Here is a 23,592-nt window from a genome sequence, read left to right as displayed (position 1 = left end):
TGAAAACACCAGAAAGTGTTTACCAACAAAAATCCCGGTCACTTGCATAACCGGGATTAGTATAAAATTCTGTCAACCTATTTCAGGACGATTCAGTTTCTTTTTAAAATTTCTTGATGAATGTAACGTTCACATGAGAGCTAAAGTCAGGAGTTGAACCGTTTACAAAAAGTACCGTTAAGGTATATCCCTTTACAACATATATTAACGGAATATCTTCGCCTGAAGAACCTTTAATATGAATTTTATTGTCAACGGTATTCATGTAATAACTAATTTCTTCTTTAACAGTTACGCCATTTTTCAAATAAGAATAAATTAATTTATCTGCAGTAAATTCGATGCGAATTGGATATTCTCCAGCAAATTGATCCTTTTTTAAAGATGTTTGCTCAACTACAACATTGCTGTGAGTGAGAATTTTGACATCAGCAGATTGTGCCTCCCATACTCCAACCATACCAGAAGGTACTTCAGGGCTTGCTGTTTCTTGTTTTTCACAAGATGAAAAGAGAGTAGTAAAACTCAAGAGAATAAATAGACTTTTAAATAGATTTTTCATATGCTACGAGTTCAGTGTCAGTGGTTTATACGATAAGGCATTTAATTGGTTTCAAAGAATTTGAGTTTAACAGGATGTATACTACCTTTGGAATCTCTCTCTAGGTCTTCATGGCCTTTTATGGTTTTTATTTAAAACTTTTATCTCTAAGAATGTTACTTACGGAACGTATTAATTCATCGGAAACTCGGATTTTTAAAGCCGTTTTCCCGAACACAACTAACCATTATGATACGCTTTTTGGCGGAACGGCAATGCATATGATGGACGAGGTTGCTTTTATTACCGCAACACGGTTCAGTCGTTTGCGTATGGTAACGGTTTCATCTGATAAAATTGATTTTAAAAAACCCATCCCGCATGGAACCATCGTTGAATTAATTGGAAAGGTAATACACGTTGGTAATACAAGTTTGAAGGTTCAGGTAGAAATATATATTGAGCAAATGTATTCTGAGCACCGTGAATTGGCCGTTACAGGAAGTTTTACCTTTGTAGCCATTGATGAAAATAAAAAGCCTATTAAAATAATTGGATGATAATGTCTAAAGCATAATTTTTTCTTGTTTTACATTTAATAATTAATAATGTGACTACAGAAGCGTTAGATCCTTCATGGCTCAAAATTTTGCAGGCAGAATTTGGGAAAGAATATATGATTAGTTTAGAAACTTTTTTGCAAGAAGAGAAGCAGAAAGGCGAAACAATCTATCCTAAGTGTGCAGATGTTTTCAACGCATTTAATTATACGCCTTTTGATAAAGTGAAAGTAGTTATTTTAGGTCAGGATCCTTATCATGGTGTGGGACAGGCACACGGGCTGTGTTTCTCAGTTCTTAAAGGAGTGGCTATACCGCCGTCATTAAAAAATATTTATAAGGAATTAAATAATGATTTAGGCTTGCAAATTCCCAATCATGGGTGTTTAACTGAATGGGCTGATCAAGGGGTACTTTTGTTAAATGCTACACTAACGGTTCGAGCCGATAAGGCCGGTTCTCATCAAAATAAAGGATGGGAGCAATTTACCGATACTGTTATTCAATTGCTTTCGAAAAACAAAACCGGCTTGGTGTTTTTGTTATGGGGAAATTATGCAAAAGCAAAGGCATCATTAATTGATGCCTCTACTCATTATATTTTAACAGCTGCTCATCCCTCTCCATTTTCTGCCAATAAAGGTTTTATGGGATGTAAGCATTTTTCTAATGCAAATAAATTACTTGCAGAACAAAGCTTATCAGCAATAAACTGGCAAATTACTTCTCAATTACTATAGGAAGCGCAGGTTTTACATTACTTGACAGAATCATCATTGAGCTCTGATGTCCAATTTCTTCGATCTTGCTTAATTTTTCAAGAATGATACGCTCGTATCCTTTCATATCTTTTGCAATCAGCTTTACTACAAAATCAGAAGAACCCGTTACATGATGACATTCAACTACTTCTTCGATCGCATTGATTTTTTGAATGAATTTGTTTCGTGCATCCGGTACATTTAAGTTAATAGTAATTTGAATAAAGCATTTCACGTTAAAGCCTAAAGCTTCTTCGTCTACTACGGCATGATAGCTTTTAATATAACCCTGATTTTCGAGTTTACGTACCCTTTCTAATGTTGGTGCAGGTGAAAGACCTATTTCATTTGAAAGCTGAAGGTTGGTTATTCGGCCATCACTTTGTAACAATTTTATGATGTGTAAGTCTATCCTGTCTAGATGGTGTGCGTTCATTGATTTTGTTTTTGTGCAAAAAAACAAATTATTTTTCCTCAAATCAACAAAAAGAAAAAATAATTTGGTTAATTTAGAGCGATCTAAAAAACATATTAGATAAGTGCAAATTGAAAATGAATTCATTTACAGAAGAAAATTACTTAAAGGCTATTTATAAACTTACTGAAGAAAGTATTGGTAATGTAACTACCAACGCTATTGCCGAAGCTATGAATACCAAAGCTGCTTCAGTAACGGATATGATCAAAAAACTTTCGGAAAAGCAATTGGTAAATTATGCTAAATATCAAGGTGTTACCCTTACGCATAAAGGTGAAGGTATAGCTATTCAGATAATTCGAAAGCATAGATTATGGGAATTTTTCCTGGTAAACAAATTGAATTTTAAATGGGATGAAGTACATGATATAGCTGAGGAGTTAGAGCATATTAACTCCGCTCCCTTGGTTGATCGTTTGGACGAATATCTTGGTTTTCCAAAATTTGATCCGCATGGTGATCCTATTCCTTCTAAAAACGGCACTCTTAAAATCCCTAATTTTTTTAAACTATCGAAGTTAGAAACAGGTGAACGCGGAACTGTTTCTGGAGTTAGTGATCATAGTGCTGCATTTCTTCAATATTTAGAGAAACAACATTTGGGTTTGGGTATACAATTAAAAGTGTCGGAGAAAAACGATTATGATAATTCAATGATCATTATAACTGAGGAGAGAACCTTGTTTTTAAGTAAAGAAGTGGCGAATAATATTTTAGTAGCAAAATAAATTATGGCCTATAAAGAACAGTCATCGGATTCATTAAGTGAAGTACACTCTTCGGTAGCCATTCCTGAACATAAAAGCCCTTGGAGAAAACTTATGGCTTTTGCTGGTCCTGCATATTTGGTAAGTGTTGGTTATATGGATCCAGGTAATTGGGCAACAGATCTGGCCGGAGGTAGTAAGTTTGGCTACAGCCTTATTTGGGTTTTGCTCATGTCAAATTTAATGGCGCTGCTGCTGCAAAGCTTAAGTACCCGGTTAGGAGTGGTGCGTGGTCTGGATCTGGCTCAGGCGTCACGAAAAACCTATCCTGCTATAATTAATATTCCTTTGTACATACTTGCTGAAATCGCGATAGCCGCCTGTGACTTAGCTGAAGTAATTGGTATGGCCATCGGTTTACATTTGTTATTTCATATTCCGGTTTTATATGGGGTATTGATTACTGCATTTGATACATTGATCATCCTCTTCTTGATGCAAAAAGGTATTCGTACCATGGAACGCTTTATTATTTCTATGATTTTTGTGATTGGCGTTTCGTTTTTCATTGAACTTGTTATTGCCAAGCCTGTAATTAGCGAGGTTGCAGCAGGTTTTGCTCCATCAATGTTATCAGGTGAGGCTTTATATATTGCAATTGGTATTATTGGAGCCACAGTGATGCCTCATAATTTATATTTGCATTCATCTCTGGTTCAAACACGAAAAATTTCCCGTTCGTTCACCGGTATAAAAGATGCATTAAAATTCAATTTTATTGATACCGGTATTGCTCTGAATATTGCTTTTTTTGTGAATGCGGCTATTCTTATTTTGGCTGCAGCAGCTTTTCATAATAATGGAATGCGTGATGTGGCTGAAATTGAAGATGCTCATAAACTCTTAAATTCCATATTTGGAAGTTTGGCACCAGCCTTATTTGCCGTTGCCTTGATAGCTTCCGGACAAAGTTCTACCATTACCGGCACCCTTGCAGGACAAATTATAATGGAGGGATATCTTCATCTACGCATTCGTCCTTGGTTGCGTCGTTTAATTACGCGTTTATTGGCGATAAGTCCTGCCGTTTTCTGCATTGTACAGTTTGGTGATGATTCATTAGGAGAGTTGCTTGTCTTTAGTCAAGTGGTGCTAAGTCTGCAATTAGGCTTTGCGGTAATTCCTTTAATCCATTTTTGCAGTGATAAGGAAGAAATGAGAGATTTTGCAATTAAAAATTGGGTTAAGGTTTTAGCTTGGCTTTCGGCATTCATCATTGTTGCTCTTAATGTGAAATTAGTTATTGAAGAAATGAGTGGATGGATTAAGAATGCTGGAGATAACGCTATTTATTTATACGCATTGGTTTTACCCATAACGATAATTGTAGCTTTATTATTAATCTATGTAATAATTGCTCCTTTTATTCAGAAACGTAGAAAAGATGTACAACTTCTTCCTCATGGAGATGCCGTTATGCTTGAGGCCCCTTCTGATATTCAATATAAAACGATATGTATTACAGTTGATTTTTCTTCTATGGATGGTCGTACAATTAAAAGCGCATTGTACCAAGGAGGTAAAAACGCTGAATATTTATTGATTCATATTGTAGAATCAGCCGGAGCTCGTTATTATGGAGCGTCCACAACCGATTTGGAAACACGTAGCGACGAAGCCAACCTGCTTAAATATGAAGCTGAGATTACAAAAATGGGGTACACCGTAAAACATCGCATTGGTTATGGTAATCCGGCAAAAGCTATTTCTGAAATTGTCAATGAAAGTGAAGCTGATATTTTAATAATGGGAGCACATGGGCATAAAGGCTTAAAAGATGTTATATTTGGGGCTACAGTAGATTCAGTACGTCACCAAGTAAAAGTGCCGGTTCTGATTGTGAAGTAATAATGATTGAATTATTGAATCATGTTTTTTAAATGTCAGACAATAAAAATACCCAGAGCAAAGTAAATATTAAGAATAAAAAGGCCTACTTTGAATACAGCATTCTCGAAAAATACACGGCAGGCATACAATTGTTGGGTACCGAGATAAAAGCGATACGACAAAGCAAGGTAAATATCAATGATGCATTTTGTGCATTTATTGGGGATGTGTTATACGTTAGAAACATGCACATTGCTGAGTATTCACATGGTTCGTTTTATAACCATGAAGCCAAGCGTGATCGCGTATTGCTGCTTCAGAAAAAAGAACTGAAAAAACTTCAAGCCAAAACTAAAGAAAAGGGATTAACCATTGTTCCTTTATACATGTTTGTGAATGAACGTGGATTTGCTAAAATTGAAATAGCGTTAGCACAAGGTAAAAAGGAATTCGATAAACGCGATAGTATTAAAGAGCGTGATGCGAAGGTTGAAATGGGAAGAGCCCGAAAGGTTTAGGTGTTTCGAGTTACAGCTTTTAGGAGTGAGTTAGGTTTTTTAATAACTCGAAACCAACAATCTGCAACTCGTAACTAATTACCAGGCTTTATCGCCAATCAGCGGAACAAATCTAAATTGATCAAGTTCAATCTTTTCATAATCCGTCTCGCTAATTCTTAGTACGGTAGTCATTTTTTGAACATGTTCATCACCAACTGGAATAACCAGTAAGCCTCCAATTGTAAGTTGTTTTAAAAGGGTTTCTGGAACTATTGGAGCACCAGCTGTTACAATGATTTTATTGTAAGGAGCATGTTCTGGGATTCCGTTGGAGCCATCTCCAAGAAAAAAATGTGGGTTATATCCCAGGGTTGGCAAGAACGCGGTTGTTTTTTTATACAGCATTTCCTGCCGTTCAATCGTGTAAACAGTTGCTCCAAGTTCAAGTAAGATAGCGGTTTGATAACCGGATCCTGTCCCGATTTCTAATACCTTGTCGCCTGGCTGTATATGTAATAATTCGCTTTGATAGGCTACAGTATACGGTTGAGATATAGTTTGACCGGCATCAATCTTCAATGCTTTGTCGGCATAAGCTATTTCATCTGAATATTTTTCGACAAAAAAATGACGCGGTATTTTTTCGATTGCTTTAAGAACTCGTTCGTCTTTAATCCCTTTCTCTTTAATCGTTCGTACAAGTATTTTACGTAATCCTTTATGTTTATAGGTGTCAATCATTATAAAATGATAATTAGATTATAAACATCAAAAATAACACAAATAGGCCGGTTTTTGACATGTGTTTATAAGTTGTTGTGTCCTGATATCCAATTTTCAAACTTTCCTGATATGTGTTGAAATGCTTAAAATTGGCGCAATTACCTTAATATTCTAGCTACAACGTTGGAAGTTACAATTAGTACGGATCCACGTCAATCTTTATAATTGTGGTTTTGTATTCGCTTTCCCTGTAGAAATGAGCAATAGACTCCGAAATCACTTGTTTTACCCTCGACAATGAAATATTTTCCTTCTCAATTTTGATGAGCAACGTTTTAATGTACAAGTTACGTATTCGATTTACCAAAGGAAACTCCGGCCCCAATACACGATTCCCGAGTTGTTGTTTCAGTTCCCTCCCAAGCATATCTGCGGCAGCATTTAACTTTTCTATCTCTTTATGCTTTATGTCAAGTTGAATTAATCTGAAATAGGGTGGATAGTGAAAACTACTGCGTTCGGCTAATTCGCTTTTATATAGAGATTGAATGTCGTTGTGCTTAACCCAATCAATTATTTTATGTTGCGGCTGATAAGTTTGAATAATCACTTTTCCTCGATCACTGCGTCGGCCTGCTCGACCACTTACCTGAGTCATAAGCTGGAAACTACGTTCAAACGCTCTGAAATCAGGGAAATTGAGCATTGCGTCAGCGTTTAGAATGCCTATTAAACTCACGTTTTCAAAATCCAACCCTTTGGTAACCATTTGTGTTCCCACCAAAATGTCAATTTTTCGATCTTCAAAATCATTTATAATCTGCTGATACCCAAATTTTGTTCGAGTGGTATCTAAATCCATCCGGGTAATGCGTGCATTGGGCAATAGAATGGCTAATTCATCTTCAATTTTTTCGGTTCCAAATCCTTTTTGCTCAATTTGAGTGCCCCCACAAGCAGGGCACAAATGAAAAATAGTTTGTTTGTAACCACAATAATGACAATGTAATTTATGATCGTGTTTATGATAGGTAAGGCTGATGTCGCATTGTACGCATTTAGGTGTGTAGGCGCAGGTCGAACACACCAGCATTGGCGCATATCCTCTACGATTTTGAAATAAAATGATCTGTTCTTTTCGTTCAAGTGCTTGCTCCATCGCTCTGAATAACATTCCTGAGAAATGCGATTTCATTGACCTCTGTTTTCGTTCTTGAGCAAGGTCTGTAATTACGATTTCGGGTAACTTAACGCCTCCGTATCGCTCTTGCAATGAAGCCAAACGATAACGACCCGACTTGACATTAAAATAACTTTCGAGGGATGGCGTGGCAGATCCTAAAACGATGGACGCAGTATGTAATTTTGATAAATAAAGGGCGATATCACGAGCATTATAGCGAGGAGCTGGATCGTATTGTTTGTATGAGTTTTCATGCTCTTCATCAACTATGATCAATCCTAAATCGGTAAATGGTAAAAAGATAGATGAGCGTGCTCCGAGAACAATTCTATATTCGCCTTTCAGAACTTTTTTCCAAACTTCGGCGCGTTCATTATCATTAAATTTCGAGTGATAAATGCCAATTTTATCACCAAAGTAAGCTTTTAAACGCTCAATCATTTGAGCAGTCAACGCAATTTCAGGTAATAAATAAAGGGATTGTTTTCCTTGTTGTATACAGGCTTCAATAAGCCTTATGTAAAGCTGTGTTTTGCCCGATGAAGTTACGCCTTGCAATAAAACAGGTCTGTTTTCTGTAAATCCTGCTTGAATTGTTTCCAGAGCATCTTGTTGTGCCGCTGATAGTTCGAAATTGCGAATAATTTCTATTTCGTCAGTTTTAAAACGACTAACTTCTTTTTTTTCTAAAGAAAAAATTTCTTTTTCAACCAATGCATTGAATACTGCAGGCGAAGAAGCACTTTCTTCCAATAAGCCTTTTTTACTAACTTCTTTCTTGAGTTTTGATAAACGCAGATAAGTCATTAGCAAATCAACTTGTTTGGGGGCCCGTTCCAATACTTGAAATAGATCTCGCAAACGATCCTGATCAAAATAAGTTGGGTTCAAACTTACAAAGCTTTCAATTCGGGGTTTATAGCCTTGTTGCAATTCTTCTATCACCATAATGATTCGCTTTTCACTCAGCGATTTAATGATAGGCATGACTGTTTTTTGTCCCAACAACTTGATGATGTCGTTTAAAGTAAGTTCGGCTTTAATATCGAGCGCATCGACCACTAAAAACTCCTTATCAGTTAATAGACTTTTATCAAATTCAGCTTCCCGATTTAAAGTTATTCGCGTTTCGCTGGCAAGTTTTAAGGCAGATGGGAGAGCCGCATTCATTATCTCCCCAATAGAACACATGTAATACGAAGCCATCCATTCCCAAGAATGCAGTTGATTTTCGGTTGTAATAGGTTCGTTATCAAGAATTGATAAAATATACTTGGCTTCGTAAAGTTCAGGAGCACGAGTTCCAATTTTATAAATTAAAGCGGTGTACACTTTATTCTTTCCAAACTGCACAACTACACGCTTGCCGACTTTAACTTCAATATTTAACTCATAAGGTATCCGATAAGTATAATTCTTTGAAATGGCCAAAGGCAATATTACTTCTACAAATAGAGTAAGTCTGCCTTCGTTTTCGTAATTATTTTCTATTGATGTATCGGATAGTAAATTCAAGTGTTGCTTTATAAAAAGTATTTAAGGGGTAATTGATTATTAAACTCGCTCACGCAAGGCACCCCAAAGTATCGATAACCAGCCTAAGATAAATGAAACCCCGCCAATAGGAGTGATGATGCCAATGTAATTTATGTTGCTTAAACCAATTAGATCTTTAACTGCAATAATATATAAGGAACCCGAAAAAAGTAAAATTCCTGCCAGAAAAAACCAAATTGCACGAATAAATGAACCTTTAATATTTATTTTAGGGTAGAAAGCCAAAACCAACATCGGGAAGGTATGGTAAAATTGGTACTGTATTCCTTTCTCCCAAATCGCCATTTGATCGGGTGTGAGAACATTTTTTAGGCCATGAGCTCCGAAGGCTCCAAGTGCTACTGCCAACATTCCGGAGAGAGCAACAAGGATCAATGTGGTTTTTTGCATATTTTTAGATGAGTTTAAGTGCTGCAAAGTTAACAACTCATAATTATAAGTAACATTTAACACTCATAAAAGTATATTTTTGTTAAAATGGTGCCTGATGAAAAAATAATTCGCAACCTATTTCTTAATTAAAAGTATAAACAACCTATGCATCAAAAAAATAAACTGACCTTTCTTCTTTTTTGTTTTTTATTTGTAGCTGCACAAGTTAAAGCTCAGCGCATTGCAACTTATGGCACAAATACCTTATTTGAAGCTATAGATAATCCCTCTGTTGCAGTTTTAAATAAAGATTTCAAGAATTTTGCTTTTAATTTTTTGGTTCCTTCTATAAGTGGTGATTTGAGAGTTTGGGGTGACGCCGACTCGTTAATGCGTAACAATATATTGAATCAGGGGCAGGGTATTTTTAATGCATCACTAGCCAAACCCCAGCATTATAATATAGGCTTTAGTTCTTATGCTATTAATCTCATTTCAGCAAAATATCTACTTAATATCAGAACAGGTACCGAACTCATGCTTGATGTTTCATCAAGGGGATATGCTTATGGTAAGGCAAAGAATGATGCTGTATCTTCAATCAATTCTGATAATCTGCATCCCGGCAGTTATACCGATCAGTACATAACCAATAGTTATGGTGCTGCATACAATCAAATAGCGGTTGGTTTACATCGTAAATTTAATGAGTCAATAGCTTTAGGCGTAAAAGTAGGATACGTTAGCGGTGTGAATTATTCAGATATCAATATTACCAGGTCTCAAATGGATGTTCTGAAATCAAGTAATTTACCAGACCAAAATATGCTTTATTTAAGTTTGAGGGGTAAAGAAAGGCTGCTTGGTAAAACCGATTCAATAAACGTCAATCATTTTTTGCCAAATTTTAAAAACCCTGGTTTTACGGCAACAATCGCAATGACGGCTAAATTAAGTGAAACAATGGATGCCAGTATTAACCTTCGTGATATAGGTTTTATTACCTGGAAGGAGTTTAATCGGGAAAAAGTATTTGATGGACGTAGATATATAAACGGAACATATGCTCCGGATTTTTCACGAAAAAATATCCTCGATTTAATAACATTTAATGATACAACTATTACAAAGAAAAAAATCACCACATACCTTCCTGCCCGCTTAGAAATGGGTTTAAATAATAGGTTGATGCCTTTCTGGAGGTCAGCGGTTTTTGTTTCAGTGCCGGTGCAGAACCTTCAATCTGACATTGCATGGTTAAATGATTTCAATTACGAGCAATTTCACTTTATTTTACAAGGACAGTACAATACTAATAATTCATTTACAATCGGTACTCATTTTACGATACAGGCTCCATGGATCGATTTCATGATGGGTTCTGATAATTTATTTGGCACTTATAAGTTGATAAAAGATGCCCGTAATACAGCATACCGTTATACTTCTCAAACTTCAGCTCAATTTAATTTTGGTGTGGCATTTAAATTAGGTAGAGGTTTTTACTCTGAAAACGCCAGCTATATACCAATTACTGATTCAAAATCAGATCAAAAAGTTCGTAAGCGCGTACAAAAAACAAAAGATTATGAGAATCAGTAGGTTTACCAATTAAAAGGCTATGACTTGTTATCAAGCCTTAGCCTTTTAGTGGGTTACAACTGAGGTGAAATTTAATACAATTTTGAGAGCTAAAAAAGATTCCCATATATTCTATTAGTTATATAGATTTACTATATTTGAGGGACGTATTTTTGAAAAACGTGTCCTGATTTTATGAGCGAAACTGATGTAATAAAAACAGAAAATGCACTTGTAAAACAAACTGTTGTGGTTGTGAAGAGTGCTGAGATTACAAATAATTCTCAAAACTTTGAAAAAGGAAGAAGAGTTATAATTGGTATTGTAGTTTTTGTACTTCTTGTTTTGTGTGTAGCGTTGATATTCGAGGTTAACCCTCCCTTTAGAGATTTTGTAAGCAGGGTTAGTCCGAACTTTTATTATTTCTTTGTTGCAGGTTTTGTTTTCGCCATGATTGACGGAGCCATCGGCATGTCGTATGGTGTTACCTCAACAACCTTTGCCCTTTCAATGGGTATATCACCTGTATCATCAAGTGCAGCAGTGCATTTATCAGAAATTTTAAGTTGCGGTCTGGCAGGATGGGTGCACAGAAGAATGAGAAATATTAACAAAAAGATGTTTTGGTTGTTGGTTATTCCTGGAATATTAGGAGCTGTGATAGGAGCCTACCTCTTATCCTCGCTGGAACATTATAGCCGTTACACTAAACCTGTAATTTCTTTTTATACTCTTAGTTTAGGGGCAATAATTTTGTCTAAATCCTTTAAAATAAAATCAATCAGAACTGCTAAAAATAAATTTAAGAAAATCCGCTTACTTGGATTTAGTGGAGGTTTTATTGATGCAATTGGAGGAGGTGGATGGGGCTCTATCGTATTATCGTCATTAATAGCGGGTGGCCGTAATCCGCGTACATCATTGGGTACCGTTAAAGCAACTCGTTTTTTTGTAGCAATGCTGAGTTCGTTAACTTTTGTGACAATGGCTAGTACAATACATTGGGATGTTGTTGCAGGTTTAGTTATTGGTAGTGCGATTGCTGCCCCAATAGCTGCACGAATTTCAAACAAAATATCAGCAAAAACAATTATGGTTTCAGTAGGTATAATTGTTATGTTGGTCAGCTTAAAAAGTATTATTGCCGGCCTAATGAAAATAATTTAATTCGAGGCTTATATTTTCTTCTGTGTAACGAAAAAATCTTTTAAATAGAAAGGCTCAAAATACGCGACATTTTCAAAAATGTTTTTGTTGAATTTTTCTAAGGCTGGTTCAATTAAGTAAGCTGCAGAGTTTTCGAAATTATTTATAAATGATGCGTTGGGATGTATTATAGTTGTAGCACACTTGCCAGCGCCATTGCCAAAAAACAATATCTTTTGATCTTGCAGAATGCTTGAAAAAGAAGTTTCGTCAATAATTTCAGCTACTGTTTCTCTTATCTCTTCTAATTGATGGTTATAAATAGCAGAATAAACTTCCATTCTGCGGGCATCAATCATCGGGCATAACAAAACTGATTCATCGGTTTTAGTTTTCATTCCGTTAGCCATTGCCAATAAAGAATTAACTGAAATTAAAGGTTTATCTAAAGCATAACATAAACCCTTAGCAGTAGAAACACCAATTCGAAGGCCGGTATAAGAGCCAGGCCCCATGCTTATGGAAATAGCATCTAATTGTTGAGGTGTATAGCCGCTTTCTTTCATTACATCCTGTATGAATAACGTAATCATTCCTGCATGAATATTTGGGCTATTCTGTTCTTTTAATGATAATAATTGCCCCTGTTTGGCCAAGGCTACAGAGCAGGAAGTCGTCGCAGTTTCTAGATGTAAAATAAGTGACATTATTTGTTAAGTCTTTGCAGAGTCAAAAAGCTGATTTCTGTCGCAAAGTTAACATGTTAAATTACTTTTGAATGATTTCAAAAAAAACAGTCATAAAAAAAGCGGGAGTTACCCGCTTCAATTTAAAATATAAAAAAGTAGAGTTAATTTTTTGTGGCTAATGTTGAATAATATGTAGGTGTATTATTAAGTACTTCAATAGCTTTTTTAACGTCTATATCTTTTTTCAGAGATACTTCAATTTTACCTTTTTGGTAGTAATACCTGCCGGCAATTTCTTGTTCAAGATATTTGACGATTTCTTCTTTGTGTTTAAGTAAATCGGATTGTTTGTCGTGTTTCAAGGCTGTTTTTAATTTCTCATAATCAGGTCTTATTGCTTCGAAATATTTTTCTTTAATGGCCGCGTCTTTATAATCTTCAAGCGTTTTTTCACTTGCAGTTACGTAATCGTAGTCTTTATCTGAAAGGAATTTTACAAAATCATCAAAATCAGCATCTGTAAGTTTAAATATTTTTGGGGCTTCAATTGAAGTAGTCTTGTTTCTATACGCTGTTGCATAATCGAAAATTAATCCTTTTTGCAATAAACTTAAGGTGATATTACTTAATGAATTTGACTCTGTTTCAAAATCCGGAGAAACTCCACCGCCATCAAATACTTTGCGACCGTTTCGGGTCTGATATGGTTTAATTAATGAATCAGGAACTTTGCCTACACTGCCATCCGGGTTCCGATGAGAATAATCCAGGGCTTGAATGCAGCGTCCGCTAGGGACATAATATTTCGCCACAGTAACCTTTAATTGAGTATTGAATGCTAATGGACGAGTGTTTTGCACTAATCCTTTACCAAAAGTACGCTGTCCTACGATAACTCCACGGTCAAGATCTTGAATCGCACCTGAAACAATTTCAGAAGCAGAAGCTGATTGGCTATTGGTAATAACGGCAACAGGTATGTTTAAATCTACTGGTGAGTTCAGGGTTTTATATGAACGGTTGTTGTCAGCTATTTTTCCTTTTGTTGTTACGATTAATTGCCCTCGATCAACAAATACATTTGTAACATTTACAGCCTCCAGTAATAAACCGCCTGGATTGTTTCGAAGATCTAAGATTACTGATTTCAATCCTGCGTTTTTCTTAAGATCAAGAAGAGCTCCCTTTACTTCGTTGCCCGCATTTTGAGTGAAACCACTCAGTTTTATATATCCCACAGACTCGCTTAACATGCTGTAATAGGGAACATTTTTAATTTTGATTTCCTGACGAGTCAATACTTTTTGCATTTCCTTGTTTTCGCCAGGTCGTTTAATCATAAGCGTTACTGAAGTATTGGGTTGTCCTTTTAAAAACGTAGTAATATCACCGCTTGATTTTCCTTTTACAGGCCTGCCTTCAATACCTGTAATTATATCACCGGCTCTTAATCCAGCTAATTGGGCTGGCGAACCTTCATAGGGCTCATTGATTACAATATCTCCCTTTTTTTGAAAAATAGTAGCACCAATCCCTCCATACTGTCCAGTGCTCATGAACCGTACGTCTTCAATTTCCGATTCAGAGTAGTAATTAGTATAAGGATCAAGTGATTTAAGCATGGCATCTATACCGGTGCGCATGAGTTTTGCAGGTTCAACCTCATCAACATAGCTGGTGTTAACTTCTCTGTATAATGAAGAAAAAATGTCGAGGTTTTTTGAGATCTCGAACATGTCGTCTATAAAGGCGGTACCAATGAGTGCTGCCGAGATAACCGCAATGATGAGCGTTTTTTTATAATATTTGAGCATATGAGTAAGGGTGTACTCTAAATTTAACAAATAAAGCGACAAAAAAGAATAGCGTTCAAGCTATTTATAGTGATTGTTATGGTACCGGGTCATGGCCATGTCCACCCCAGGGATTACAACGCGCAATGCGCTTTAAAGCTAACCACCCGCCTTTAAAAGGTCCATATTTCAAGATTGCTTCAACCCCATACTGCGAACATGTAGGAGAGTATCTGCAGTTTTGACCTAATAATGGCGATATCACATATTGATAAAACCGAATAAGCCCAACGAAAATAGGGGTAAGAATCTTTTTCAGCACATACAAAACTATCGCTTTTCAATTTCTTTAACTACGCGATGGAGGCACAATTTAATTTTTTTTTCTAAATCGGAGTAGGTAAATATGTCCTTGCCAACATAGCTAAACATTAGCAGAAGTGTAAGTTGTTGTTCTTTTAGAAAATTATAGAGATGCTCTTCTTTATTAATACGATAAGATTCACGTATCAAGCGTTTTACTTTGTTGCGTTTGTTGGCTCTTCGAAAACGTTTTTTGGCAACACTGATGACAAGTTGAGTGGGATAAGGATTAGGTTCATTTGCAGGTTTGATTAACCAAACAACCTTTAGAGGATATAAAAGAAAAGAAGAACCATTATGTAATAACTCCTCAATGAGTTTTTTACTACATAAACGTTCTTCTTTTTTAAAGGTATTCATCGAGATTCGATCCGTGTTAAAATTACAATACGAAAACAATTACGCTAACGTATTGCTAGCCCCACGGGCCGAAATCAATTAAGCCTTGTGTTTTCTTTCACTAGAAACTGTTAATTTTTTTCTGCCTTTAGCGCGGCGTGCAGCCAACACTCTACGGCCATTTGCGCTTTCCATTCTTTCACGGAAGCCGTGCTTATTTCTTCTTTTGCGCTGTGATGGTTGGTATGTTCTTTTCATCCTCTTTGCCTTATATAGCGGTTAATTCAATCTTTCTGTTAGGGCTGCAAATATAGGGTTGATTTCTTTTAAATCAAAATGATTGCGATTCATTTTTTTAAAATGTTGCATGGATTAGCAATTTCAGCTATTTTGAATTATGAAAAAACTAAGTGTTTTATACCTTATTTGCTTGCTTAATTTTCTGCCAATATTAACGATTGCTCAGGATAGTTCCATAGTTCATTTTAAAATTTACTCAACTCGAGCAGGTAAAGAGGTAACCTTGAGTGCTATTGTTGATTCTGCTGAAAAGGTGAATGTTATCGAGTTTGGAGAGGAACACAATGATTCTATAGGCCATCATTTGGAAAAACAATTATTTGAAAGTCTAAATAAACGCTTTGGTAACTCAATGGCTTTATCTATGGAGATGTTTGAGCGAGATGTTCAGTTGGTGCTTGATGAATATCTAAAAGGTTTAATAAGTGAAAAGAATTTCTTAAAAGATGCTCGGGTGTGGAGTAATTACAGAGACTACAGGCCTCTGGTTGAATTTGCTAAAACAAACAATCTATCGGTAATTGCTGCCAATGCACCCGCGCGCTATATAAATTTGGTAAGTAAAGAAGGATTGAACGCATTGGATAATTTGAGCTTAGAAGCTAAATTTCTTATTGCTCCTTTACCTATAGATACTCTTTCTGGTAAGTATTATAAAAATTTTCTAAAGGCTATGGGAGGACATATAGTATCAGGTATGCAAATCTACCAATCCCAAAATTTATGGGATGCCTCAATGGCTCATTCTATTATTTCTTTTCTTAACAAGAATAACGGAAAGAAAGTGTTTCAGTTAAATGGTCGTTTTCATAGCGATGAGTATCTGGGTATTTGTGAGCGCTTAAAAAAGTCAGGTTTGAAAGTGCTCACCATAAGTTGTTTTTCTGATGAGAGCTTTGGTCACCCCGATTATTCAAAGTTTAGCAATCTTGCAGATTATATCATTATTACGGATCCCAAAATTGCTCGTAGTTATTGACGCTAATAGTTAAATTTTAAGCCTAAACTTAAAATCTCTTTAAATTGTACGTGAGGTTTGTTGGTTTCTACTAGTTTTCCATTAATTGTTTGAGTTTTCTTGATCAGAATATCTTCATCATAAATAAGGGAAGTTCCAATATTGGCTGTTAGATAACGATTAATCTTAAAATCAAATAAGCAATCCCAGTTTACATCAAATACATCTAAATAGTCGTATTGCGCAAAAAGGTCAAGCTTGGTTGTTAACTTTACATTCTGCATTAATTTGCCATCAAAACGGATAGTTCCACCCATACCAATTTGTTGACGGAAACGTTGTCCAGGTACAACTATACTTCCATCAGCGTCTTTTATTGCAGCCTTAACACCGTAGGCTCCCAAATTGGCTAGGTCTTGATCAAGTACCATGGTGGCACGGGTAGAAAACGGAGAGATTAGTAAGGACATGCCGGTAAAGGGCCTATAATCCATACCGGATGACAACGTTAGATAAGCGGGAGCAAAGAAGTTTGAAGCTTTGGTTTTTTTGTCACCTGAATATTGAAAACCTTGGACAAATTGACTTCTTAAATTAAGCTGAAAAGATGTATATAATTTGTCTGATGCCCGGATGCCGTATTTGGATACTATTTCAAACCGATCGTCAGTTTTGCGTAAGGTTTCATCTTCAAGCCACTGTGTGCCAATGGCTGCTTGTACTGTGTTTTCCCAATCATTTTTGGGCTTGTGCCGATTTGCATGACCCGAAAATCCGGTAAGGAAATTTAATGAGCTCTGACCTCCTGCCTTCCAATTACTGAAACTAGCTTGACTGAACAGGAAGCTGTTTGACCCTCCAATCGTCCAAACTTTTATACTATCTTTTTTTTGTGCAAAAGCAGTAGTGTAAAAAAGAAAGAAAGTTACTATGGTAAAAAAAGACCTCATTGGCCGCAAAAATAAACGAAAACTTGAGGAATGCATTTATCTTCCAATAAAAAAACACCTTTTCGGAAAGGTATTTTACAAATGAAACAGCTATTGCTTTTTCAGTAAGTCACGAATTTCAGTTAATAACGCTTCTGAGGAGGCTTTAGGCTGTTCATTTTTTCTTATTTTATTAATGCCTTTAATAGTTAAGAAAATAGCAAAGGCAATAATAAGAAACTGTAAAATCACTTGTAGAAAATTCCCAAAATTAATAGTAATCTCAGATGAGGTTATTTTGCCGGAAGCATCAACAACTGCATCTTTTAAATGCACTTTGATGTCTTTAAAATCAATACCGTTTATTAAATAACCTATTGGAGGCATTATAATATCATCAACCAAAGATGTAACGACTTTCCCAAAGGCACCACCGATTACCACTCCTATTGCTAGATCAATCACATTGCCTTTCATGGCAAATTCTTTAAATTCCTTAATAAGGCTCATGTTTTTGAAAGTAAATGTTTAACAAATAGTTAATTAATATTTTTTTCTTTAAATTATGGTTTCGTAACTGAATAAACAAAAAAATGATGATATTAATTATGGGAATTAGGCGTTTGTTATAGAATAATAAATGTTAAATGAATTAATCCAAATGCCATCAATTTGATTTAAACAATAAAAAAATAGCGACACAATAGAAGGAAATGTCGTTAATTTTCCGTTTTTTCGATATAGATTTGTCATTTTAACCTTCAACTATGTTAAAGCAGAATTTACAACAAAGGTTACTACAGAAACTTTCACCTCAACAGTTGCAGTTCATCAAATTACTGCAGGTATCTACGGTAATGCTTGATGCTAGGATAAAAGAAGAGTTGGAAGAGAATCCTGCATTGGAAGACATCAGCCTTATTCAGCATGAAGAGAAGGAAGAATATTCTTTTGAAGATGAAGAAAAGGAAGATTACAAAGAGGAATTAACAGATAATAGTGATGAGTTTAGTATAGAAGATTATTTACAAGATGACAGTGAGAAGGACTATGCAACCAGCATGGCGTACGATAGTGACGATGAAGAGGAGAAAAAGGAATTACCCTATGCACAATCGAGCTCATTTTATGAAACATTACAGTTTCAACTAAATTTAATTGCACTTGATGATAAAGATTTTCTAATTGCTCAACAAATCATAGGTAGTCTTGATGATGACGGATATTTACGTCGCTCTTTAATTTCATTGTCTGACGATTTAGCTTTTGCACAAAACATCGATGCAACCGAAGAAGAGTTAGAGCGCATGCTGAAATTGATTCAAAGTTTAGATCCTGCAGGTATTGGTGCACGTGATCTTCAAGAATGCCTGCTTATTCAACTTCGAAAAAAAGATGTAGAGAATCCGACCATCAAACTAGCTATTGAAATTGTAGAACATCATTTAGATGAGTTTACCAAGAAGCATTACGATAAGTTAGAGAGAATACTCAATATTTCAGCTGAAAGGTTGAAGGATGCAGTAAATGAAATTTTAAAACTGAATCCTAAACCGGGTGACTCAAGTGCTGATGGGAATTCAAAACAAATGCAGATTATTCCTGATTTTGCCATCAGAAATAATGATGGGGTGCTTGTGCTTACATTGAATTCAAAAAATGCTCCTGAGCTTAAAATAAGCCGTGATTATAGGGAGATGTTTGATACATACGATAAACAATCAAGTAAAGACAAGAAACTTAAGGAAGCCGTTCAGTTTGTGAAGCAAAAGCTCGATTCGGCCAAATGGTTTATTGATGCCATTAAACAGCGTCAGCAAACACTTATTAAAACCATGAATGCTATAATGCATTATCAATACGATTATTTTTTGGAAGGTGATGAACGCAAGTTGCGTCCAATGATCCTAAAAGATATCGCAGATCAGATTGGAATGGATATTTCAACAGTTTCCCGTGTGGCAAATAGCAAATACGTTCAAACTGAATTTGGAACCTTCCTTTTAAAATCGTTCTTTTCAGAAGCTATTCAAACTGAAAGTGGTGAAGAAGTTTCAAATCGAGAGGTTAAAAAGATTTTGGAAGATTGCATTGGCAAGGAAGATAAACACAGGCCTTTAGCGGATGAAAAATTAGCCGAAATCCTTAAAGATAAAGGCTATAATATTGCTCGAAGAACGGTTGCTAAATACCGCGAACAAATGAATATCCCGGTAGCCAGGTTGCGGAAAGAATTATAAGATTTCTAAATTAGAAAAAAAGGAGTTTACGAATTTTTACCTTTTCACCCTCTGATAAGAGAGCTTGGAGTACCCGACAGTATCCCAAAAAACAGCTCTGATAATTTTCATCATCAGAGCTGTTTTTCGTTTGGGTTTATAAATACCTATGCTGAACAAGTAACGCAACCTTCTTCCATGGTACAAACTGGTCCGCTGATTTCTTCTTCAGCTTGTCCACCTTGTTGAAGTACTGGATCCAATTGCTTTTCAGCTTGCTTTTCAACAGTGAATTGAACCGCTTGATTGGCTGCCTGAGTACGTAAATAATACATGCCAGTTTTTAAGCCTTTCTTCCATGCGTAGAAGTGCATCGAAGTTAGTTTAGCATTGTTAGGGCTTTGAATGAACATATTTAATGACTGACTTTGACAAGTGTAAGCGCCACGATCAGCAGCCATATCAATAAGTGTGCGTTGTTTAATTTCCCAAACTGTTTTGTAAATCTCTTTAATATCGGCTGGAATTTCAGGAATGTTTTGAATAGAACCATTGGCTTCAACAATTTTATTCTTCATGTTATTGTTCCACAAACCAAGCGAAACAAGGTCTTTCAAGAGGTGTTTGTTTACAACAATGAACTCACCTGAAAGTACACGACGTACATAAATGTTTGAAGTATATGGTTCAAAGCATTCATTATTACCAAAAATTTGTGAAGTAGAAGCAGTTGGCATTGGAGCAACCAATAAGGAGTTACGCACGCCAAATTGTTTAATTTCTGCTTTAAGCGTGTCAAAATCCCAACGGTTGGTTGGAGTCACGTTCCACATATCGTATTGAAGAATACCTTGTGATACCGGTGAGCCAGCATACGTAGGATAAGACCCTTCAACTTTAGCTAAATCTTTTGATGCTGTCAAAGCAGCAAAATAAATGGTTTCAGCAATTTCGCGATTTAGTTGTTGAGCTTCTGCCGATTCAAATGGATGGCGTAACATAATAAATACGTCTGCCAAACCTTGAATACCCAAGCCAATTGGGCGGTGACGCAGGTTTGAGTTTCTTGCTTCTTCTACCGGGTAATAGTTATTGTCGATGATCTTATTCAAATTCAAGGCGGCTTGATAGGTTACCTCGTATAATTTTTGATGATCAAAAGCGCCATTAATTACAAATTTAGGTAGAGATATTGATGCCAGGTTACATACCGCAACTTCGTCTTCTGAAGTGTACTCCATGATTTCGGTACACAAGTTCGACGATTTGATTGTGCCTAAATTTTTCTGATTCGATTTCTTGTTGGCCGCATCTTTGTAAAGCATGTAAGGAGTACCTGTTTCGATTTGCGCATCCATAATAGCAAACCAAAGTTCCTGAGCTTTTACTGTTTTACGAGCTCGTCCTTCTTTTTCATATTTTTCAAACAGAGCTTCAAATTCGTCGCCATAAGTGTCGTATAATCCAGGTGCTTCATGAGGGCAGAATAAACTCCAGTCTCCATTTGCTTCCACACGTTTCATGAATAAATCAGGAATCCATAATGCATAGAATAAGTCACGCGCACGGTTTTCTTCTTTACCATGATTTTTACGCAGGTCAAGGAAATCAAAGATATCTGCATGCCAAGGCTCTAAATAAATAGCAAAAGCACCTTTACGCTTTCCTCCTCCTTGATCAACATAACGAGCCGTGTCATTGAATACGCGCAACATTGGAACAATACCATTGGATGTACCATTTGTTCCACTGATATATGAGCCTGTAGCACGGATATTGTGAATGCTCAAACCAATTCCACCTGCAGATTGAGAGATTTTTGCAGTTTGTTTCAAGGTATCATAAATACCTTCAATGCTGTCATCTTTCATGGTTAACAAGAAGCACGATGACATTTGGGCTTTGGGCGTACCTGAGTTGAATAGAGTAGGAGTAGCATGTGTAAACCATTTTTCTGACATCAAATTATAGGTTTTGATGACTGAGTCAATATCCTCTTTGTGGATACCAACGGCTACACGCATATACATATGTTGCGGACGTTCTGCAACACTACCATTCAATTTAAGCAGGTACGAACGTTCTAAAGTTTTGAACCCGAAGTAATCGAATCCAAAATCACGATCGTAAATAATGCTTGAATCAAGAATGTCGGCGTTTTTGCGGATGATCTCAATAATATCATCTGCAAGTAACTGCGCATTTAAACCTGTTTTCGGGTCTACGTAGTTGTAAAGCTTCTCCATTGTTTTAGAGAATGACTTTTCGGTGTTCTTGTGTAGGTTGGAAACAGCAATGCGCGATGCTAATAAAGCATAGTCAATATGTTTTACAGTTAATGATGCCGCTGTTTCTGCTGCTAGATTGTCCAGCTCTGAAGTAGTTACACCATCGTATAAACCTTCAATTACCTTTTTAGCTACGTCGATCGGGTCCACGTGATTAGGATCCAATCCATAGCTCATTTTTTCTATTCTGGCGGTGATTTTATCAAATTTCACCGATTCTGTTCTTCCGTCGCGTTTTATTACAAACATGTTTTTTGAGAGTTTAAGTTTATAATGTTGAAATCAATGGAGCGTTATTTAGGTTCGATTTAGTTTCTAAAAATCCTCATCCAGGGAGAACATGTTGCTTTCCTTATCGGAGAGGACGCCGCTCTTTTGATAATCACCAACACGTTTTTCAAAGAAATTGGTTTTCCCTTGCAGGGATATCATCTCCATGAAATCAAAAGGATTTGTAGCGTTATAAATTTTATCATATCCCAAGGCTACTAACCAACGATCAGCTACAAATTCAATGTATTGCTGCATTAATTTTGCATTCATACCAATAAGGCCTACTGGCAATGCATCCGTAATAAATTCTTTTTCAATGCGAACTGCATCTCCAATAATTTCATAAACTCTTTCTTTTGAAAGTTTATTCACAACCATTGAATACAATAAGCAAGCAAATTCACAATGAGAGCCTTCATCACGAGAGATCAATTCGTTAGAGAAGGTAAGGCCTGGCATTAATCCGCGTTTTTTCAACCAAAAAATAGAACAAAATGAACCAGAGAAGAAAATGCCTTCAACAGCCGCAAATGCAACAAGACGTTCAGCAAAATTTCCGCTTTCAATCCAGCGTAATGCCCATTCCGCTTTTTTCTTAACACAAGGAACTGTTTCAATTGCATTGAAAAGTCTGTTTTTTTCCACACTGTCTTTTATATACGTATCAATAAGAAGCGCATACGTTTCAGAGTGAATGTTTTCCATCATAATTTGGAAACCATAATAACAGCGTGCTTCCGGAATTTGAACTTCTTTCATGAAATTAACCGCTAGGTTTTCATTCACAATCCCATCACTGGCTGCAAAAAAAGCCAAAATGTGCGAAATGAAATGACGTTCCCCATCGTTAAAGTTTTCCCAATCTTTCTGATCATGTGAAAGATCGATCTCTTCGGCGGTCCAAAAGCTAGCTTCGGCTTTTTTATACATTTCCCAAATTGCCGGATACTTTATTGGTAGCAGTACAAAACGATCTTTGTTTTCCTGCAGTAACGGTTCATGCGTGAGTTCCATATATTTTTCTTCTTTATTTATTACTTGTTCTATACTGTTTAACTAATTAAATAACTCATTCTTCTGCTTTTTAGCAGTTAAACTTTAGGCAAGGGGGGCCTCTCAGAAATTGGTTAGTTTAATTGTGGGGGCTAAACAGTGTTTAGTATTACTACGCGGTTTTCAAATAAATGTTTTGAACCGTGTACTGCAGATAAAATAACGCCTGATTTTACTGCGCATCGAGCATTTTTTTAAGTTTTTGGATTCGTAAATACTTAATTCACTGAAACATTAAAGGTTAGGATAGCATAATAATTCCTAACGAGCTGTTTCAAAGCTAAGGATTGATGAGGGGTGGAAGTTAATTTTGTTTTCAACAAATTGTTAGCAATAAAACTATTTGATATACAGTGTTTTGTTGCTAAAAAAGGAGAGGAGTCGTTATT

General features: G+C 36.1%; 23 protein-coding genes. 9 read left to right on the top strand and 14 right to left on the bottom strand.

The genetic code is table 11. The features are described 5' to 3' along the window. Positions 1-103: 103 nt before the first annotated feature. On the bottom strand, positions 104-562 hold the full coding sequence (locus tag FN756_RS13705) for a hypothetical protein (protein ID WP_142604682.1): 459 nt from the start codon (positions 560-562) through the stop codon (positions 104-106). Between the two features lie 152 nt (positions 563-714). Here FN756_RS13705 and FN756_RS13700 point away from each other — a divergent pair, with 152 nt between their 5' ends. Continuing rightward, positions 715-1,101, top strand: coding sequence for an acyl-CoA thioesterase (locus tag FN756_RS13700; protein ID WP_142604681.1), 387 nt, complete (start codon positions 715-717; stop codon positions 1,099-1,101). Positions 1,102-1,151: 50 nt separating this feature from the next. Continuing rightward, positions 1,152-1,841: a uracil-DNA glycosylase gene (gene ung / locus FN756_RS13695; protein WP_142604680.1), complete on the top strand. Its 690-nt coding sequence runs from the start codon at positions 1,152-1,154 to the stop codon at positions 1,839-1,841. Here ung and FN756_RS13690 read toward each other — a convergent pair. Then, positions 1,822-2,298 carry an Lrp/AsnC family transcriptional regulator gene (locus tag FN756_RS13690; protein WP_142604679.1) on the bottom strand — a complete coding sequence of 159 codons (477 nt, stop codon included), beginning with the start codon at positions 2,296-2,298 and terminating at the stop codon, positions 1,822-1,824. The two genes, ung and FN756_RS13690, sit on opposite strands and share 20 nt — an antisense overlap. A gap of 116 nt (positions 2,299-2,414) precedes the next feature. Here FN756_RS13690 and FN756_RS13685 point away from each other — a divergent pair, with 116 nt between their 5' ends. From FN756_RS13685 to smpB, 3 genes are read left to right on the top strand one after another with little or no spacing between them, the layout of a single operon-like run. Continuing rightward, complete coding sequence (locus FN756_RS13685) at positions 2,415-3,068, top strand: metal-dependent transcriptional regulator (protein ID WP_142604678.1); 654 nt, start codon at positions 2,415-2,417, stop codon at positions 3,066-3,068. A 3-nt stretch (positions 3,069-3,071) separates the two neighbouring features. Next, the gene (locus tag FN756_RS13680; RefSeq protein WP_142604677.1) at positions 3,072-4,955 is read left to right on the top strand and encodes an Nramp family divalent metal transporter; all 1,884 of its coding nucleotides are present in this window, start codon (positions 3,072-3,074) and stop codon (positions 4,953-4,955) included. A gap of 32 nt (positions 4,956-4,987) precedes the next feature. After that, positions 4,988-5,455: an SsrA-binding protein SmpB gene (gene smpB, locus FN756_RS13675; protein ID WP_142604676.1), complete on the top strand. Its 468-nt coding sequence runs from the start codon at positions 4,988-4,990 to the stop codon at positions 5,453-5,455. A 78-nt stretch (positions 5,456-5,533) separates the two neighbouring features. On the opposite strand, the gene FN756_RS13670 is transcribed toward smpB, so the two are convergent. The 3 genes from FN756_RS13670 to FN756_RS13660 form a co-directional block, all read right to left on the bottom strand. Then, positions 5,534-6,178 (bottom strand): protein-L-isoaspartate(D-aspartate) O-methyltransferase, encoded by a 645-nt coding sequence (locus FN756_RS13670; protein ID WP_142604675.1) that lies wholly within the window; start codon positions 6,176-6,178, stop codon positions 5,534-5,536. A 178-nt stretch (positions 6,179-6,356) separates the two neighbouring features. Continuing rightward, positions 6,357-8,858 (bottom strand): replication restart helicase PriA, encoded by a 2,502-nt coding sequence (gene priA / locus FN756_RS13665; RefSeq protein WP_246085477.1) that lies wholly within the window; start codon positions 8,856-8,858, stop codon positions 6,357-6,359. A gap of 39 nt (positions 8,859-8,897) precedes the next feature. Continuing rightward, a complete protein-coding gene (locus FN756_RS13660; protein WP_142604674.1) occupies positions 8,898-9,290 on the bottom strand; it encodes a DUF423 domain-containing protein in 393 nt (130 codons plus the stop codon). 147 nt (positions 9,291-9,437) lie between these two features. Between FN756_RS13660 and FN756_RS13655 the strand changes: the two genes are divergently transcribed. Both FN756_RS13655 and FN756_RS13650 read left to right on the top strand, forming a co-directional pair. Next, positions 9,438-10,874, top strand: a complete 1,437-nt coding sequence (locus FN756_RS13655; protein WP_142604673.1) for a DUF5723 family protein — start codon at positions 9,438-9,440, stop codon at positions 10,872-10,874. Between the two features lie 174 nt (positions 10,875-11,048). Beyond that, positions 11,049-12,020 carry a sulfite exporter TauE/SafE family protein gene (locus tag FN756_RS13650; RefSeq protein ID WP_142604672.1) on the top strand — a complete coding sequence of 324 codons (972 nt, stop codon included), beginning with the start codon at positions 11,049-11,051 and terminating at the stop codon, positions 12,018-12,020. Between the two features lie 8 nt (positions 12,021-12,028). Here FN756_RS13650 and tsaB read toward each other — a convergent pair whose 3' ends face one another. The 5 genes from tsaB to rpmH all read right to left on the bottom strand — a co-directional run bounded on the left by tsaB (position 12,029) and on the right by rpmH (position 15,441). Further along, positions 12,029-12,706 carry a tRNA (adenosine(37)-N6)-threonylcarbamoyltransferase complex dimerization subunit type 1 TsaB gene (tsaB, locus tag FN756_RS13645; RefSeq protein WP_142604671.1) on the bottom strand — a complete coding sequence of 226 codons (678 nt, stop codon included), beginning with the start codon at positions 12,704-12,706 and terminating at the stop codon, positions 12,029-12,031. Between the two features lie 143 nt (positions 12,707-12,849). Next, positions 12,850-14,502, bottom strand: a complete 1,653-nt coding sequence (locus FN756_RS13640; protein ID WP_142604670.1) for a S41 family peptidase — start codon at positions 14,500-14,502, stop codon at positions 12,850-12,852. A 76-nt stretch (positions 14,503-14,578) separates the two neighbouring features. Continuing rightward, positions 14,579-14,809: a membrane protein insertion efficiency factor YidD gene (gene yidD / locus FN756_RS13635; RefSeq protein ID WP_221929067.1), complete on the bottom strand. Its 231-nt coding sequence runs from the start codon at positions 14,807-14,809 to the stop codon at positions 14,579-14,581. Between the two features lie 2 nt (positions 14,810-14,811). Continuing rightward, positions 14,812-15,204 (bottom strand): ribonuclease P protein component, encoded by a 393-nt coding sequence (locus tag FN756_RS13630; protein ID WP_142604669.1) that lies wholly within the window; start codon positions 15,202-15,204, stop codon positions 14,812-14,814. A gap of 78 nt (positions 15,205-15,282) precedes the next feature. Then, positions 15,283-15,441 (bottom strand): 50S ribosomal protein L34, encoded by a 159-nt coding sequence (gene rpmH / locus FN756_RS13625; protein ID WP_142604668.1) that lies wholly within the window; start codon positions 15,439-15,441, stop codon positions 15,283-15,285. 139 nt (positions 15,442-15,580) lie between these two features. Between rpmH and FN756_RS13620 the strand changes: the two genes are divergently transcribed. After that, on the top strand, positions 15,581-16,462 hold the full coding sequence (locus FN756_RS13620; RefSeq protein ID WP_142604667.1) for a ChaN family lipoprotein: 882 nt from the start codon (positions 15,581-15,583) through the stop codon (positions 16,460-16,462). A 2-nt stretch (positions 16,463-16,464) separates the two neighbouring features. Here the strand turns inward: FN756_RS13620 and FN756_RS13615 are convergent, their stop codons facing one another. Together FN756_RS13615 and mscL are read right to left on the bottom strand one after the other, a co-directional pair. Then, positions 16,465-17,391 carry a DUF3078 domain-containing protein gene (locus FN756_RS13615; RefSeq protein WP_185955295.1) on the bottom strand — a complete coding sequence of 309 codons (927 nt, stop codon included), beginning with the start codon at positions 17,389-17,391 and terminating at the stop codon, positions 16,465-16,467. A gap of 90 nt (positions 17,392-17,481) precedes the next feature. Next, the gene (mscL, locus tag FN756_RS13610; protein ID WP_142604665.1) at positions 17,482-17,880 is read right to left on the bottom strand and encodes a large-conductance mechanosensitive channel protein MscL; all 399 of its coding nucleotides are present in this window, start codon (positions 17,878-17,880) and stop codon (positions 17,482-17,484) included. A gap of 257 nt (positions 17,881-18,137) precedes the next feature. On the opposite strand from mscL, the gene rpoN reads away from it, so the two are divergent. Further along, positions 18,138-19,610 carry an RNA polymerase factor sigma-54 gene (gene rpoN / locus FN756_RS13605; RefSeq protein ID WP_142604664.1) on the top strand — a complete coding sequence of 491 codons (1,473 nt, stop codon included), beginning with the start codon at positions 18,138-18,140 and terminating at the stop codon, positions 19,608-19,610. A 146-nt stretch (positions 19,611-19,756) separates the two neighbouring features. On the opposite strand, the gene FN756_RS13600 is transcribed toward rpoN, so the two are convergent. Then, positions 19,757-22,126, bottom strand: a complete 2,370-nt coding sequence (locus tag FN756_RS13600) for a ribonucleoside-diphosphate reductase subunit alpha (protein ID WP_142604663.1) — start codon at positions 22,124-22,126, stop codon at positions 19,757-19,759. A 66-nt stretch (positions 22,127-22,192) separates the two neighbouring features. Further along, positions 22,193-23,164 (bottom strand): ribonucleoside-diphosphate reductase small subunit, encoded by a 972-nt coding sequence (locus FN756_RS13595; RefSeq protein WP_142604662.1) that lies wholly within the window; start codon positions 23,162-23,164, stop codon positions 22,193-22,195. Positions 23,165-23,592 lie beyond the last annotated feature (428 nt).

The organism is Solitalea koreensis, assembly GCF_900182575.1.
Lineage (GTDB): Bacteria > Bacteroidota > Bacteroidia > Sphingobacteriales > Sphingobacteriaceae > Solitalea > Solitalea koreensis.
The sequence above is the reverse complement of the archived record's forward strand: the minus strand, read 5'-3'. Positions and strand labels throughout refer to the sequence as shown.

Bases quoted from the DNA above. Each gene is read 5' to 3' on its own strand.
- FN756_RS13705 (WP_142604682.1), bottom strand. From the start codon at position 562: ATGAAAAATCTATTTAAAAGTCTATTTATTCTCTTGAGTTTTACTACT.
- FN756_RS13700 (WP_142604681.1), top strand. From the start codon at position 715: ATGTTACTTACGGAACGTATTAATTCATCGGAAACTCGGATTTTTAAA.
- FN756_RS13690 (WP_142604679.1), bottom strand. From the start codon at position 2,298: ATGAACGCACACCATCTAGACAGGATAGACTTACACATCATAAAATTG.
- FN756_RS13685 (WP_142604678.1), top strand. From the start codon at position 2,415: ATGAATTCATTTACAGAAGAAAATTACTTAAAGGCTATTTATAAACTT.
- FN756_RS13680 (WP_142604677.1), top strand. From the start codon at position 3,072: ATGGCCTATAAAGAACAGTCATCGGATTCATTAAGTGAAGTACACTCT.
- smpB (WP_142604676.1), top strand. From the start codon at position 4,988: ATGTCAGACAATAAAAATACCCAGAGCAAAGTAAATATTAAGAATAAA.
- FN756_RS13670 (WP_142604675.1), bottom strand. From the start codon at position 6,178: ATGATTGACACCTATAAACATAAAGGATTACGTAAAATACTTGTACGA.
- FN756_RS13660 (WP_142604674.1), bottom strand. From the start codon at position 9,290: ATGCAAAAAACCACATTGATCCTTGTTGCTCTCTCCGGAATGTTGGCA.
- FN756_RS13655 (WP_142604673.1), top strand. From the start codon at position 9,438: ATGCATCAAAAAAATAAACTGACCTTTCTTCTTTTTTGTTTTTTATTT.
- FN756_RS13650 (WP_142604672.1), top strand. From the start codon at position 11,049: ATGAGCGAAACTGATGTAATAAAAACAGAAAATGCACTTGTAAAACAA.
- tsaB (WP_142604671.1), bottom strand. From the start codon at position 12,706: ATGTCACTTATTTTACATCTAGAAACTGCGACGACTTCCTGCTCTGTA.
- FN756_RS13640 (WP_142604670.1), bottom strand. From the start codon at position 14,502: ATGCTCAAATATTATAAAAAAACGCTCATCATTGCGGTTATCTCGGCA.
- FN756_RS13630 (WP_142604669.1), bottom strand. From the start codon at position 15,204: ATGAATACCTTTAAAAAAGAAGAACGTTTATGTAGTAAAAAACTCATT.
- rpmH (WP_142604668.1), bottom strand. From the start codon at position 15,441: ATGAAAAGAACATACCAACCATCACAGCGCAAAAGAAGAAATAAGCAC.
- FN756_RS13620 (WP_142604667.1), top strand. From the start codon at position 15,581: ATGAAAAAACTAAGTGTTTTATACCTTATTTGCTTGCTTAATTTTCTG.
- FN756_RS13615 (WP_185955295.1), bottom strand. From the start codon at position 17,391: ATGAGGTCTTTTTTTACCATAGTAACTTTCTTTCTTTTTTACACTACT.
- mscL (WP_142604665.1), bottom strand. From the start codon at position 17,880: ATGAGCCTTATTAAGGAATTTAAAGAATTTGCCATGAAAGGCAATGTG.
- rpoN (WP_142604664.1), top strand. From the start codon at position 18,138: ATGTTAAAGCAGAATTTACAACAAAGGTTACTACAGAAACTTTCACCT.
- FN756_RS13600 (WP_142604663.1), bottom strand. From the start codon at position 22,126: ATGTTTGTAATAAAACGCGACGGAAGAACAGAATCGGTGAAATTTGAT.
- FN756_RS13595 (WP_142604662.1), bottom strand. From the start codon at position 23,164: ATGGAACTCACGCATGAACCGTTACTGCAGGAAAACAAAGATCGTTTT.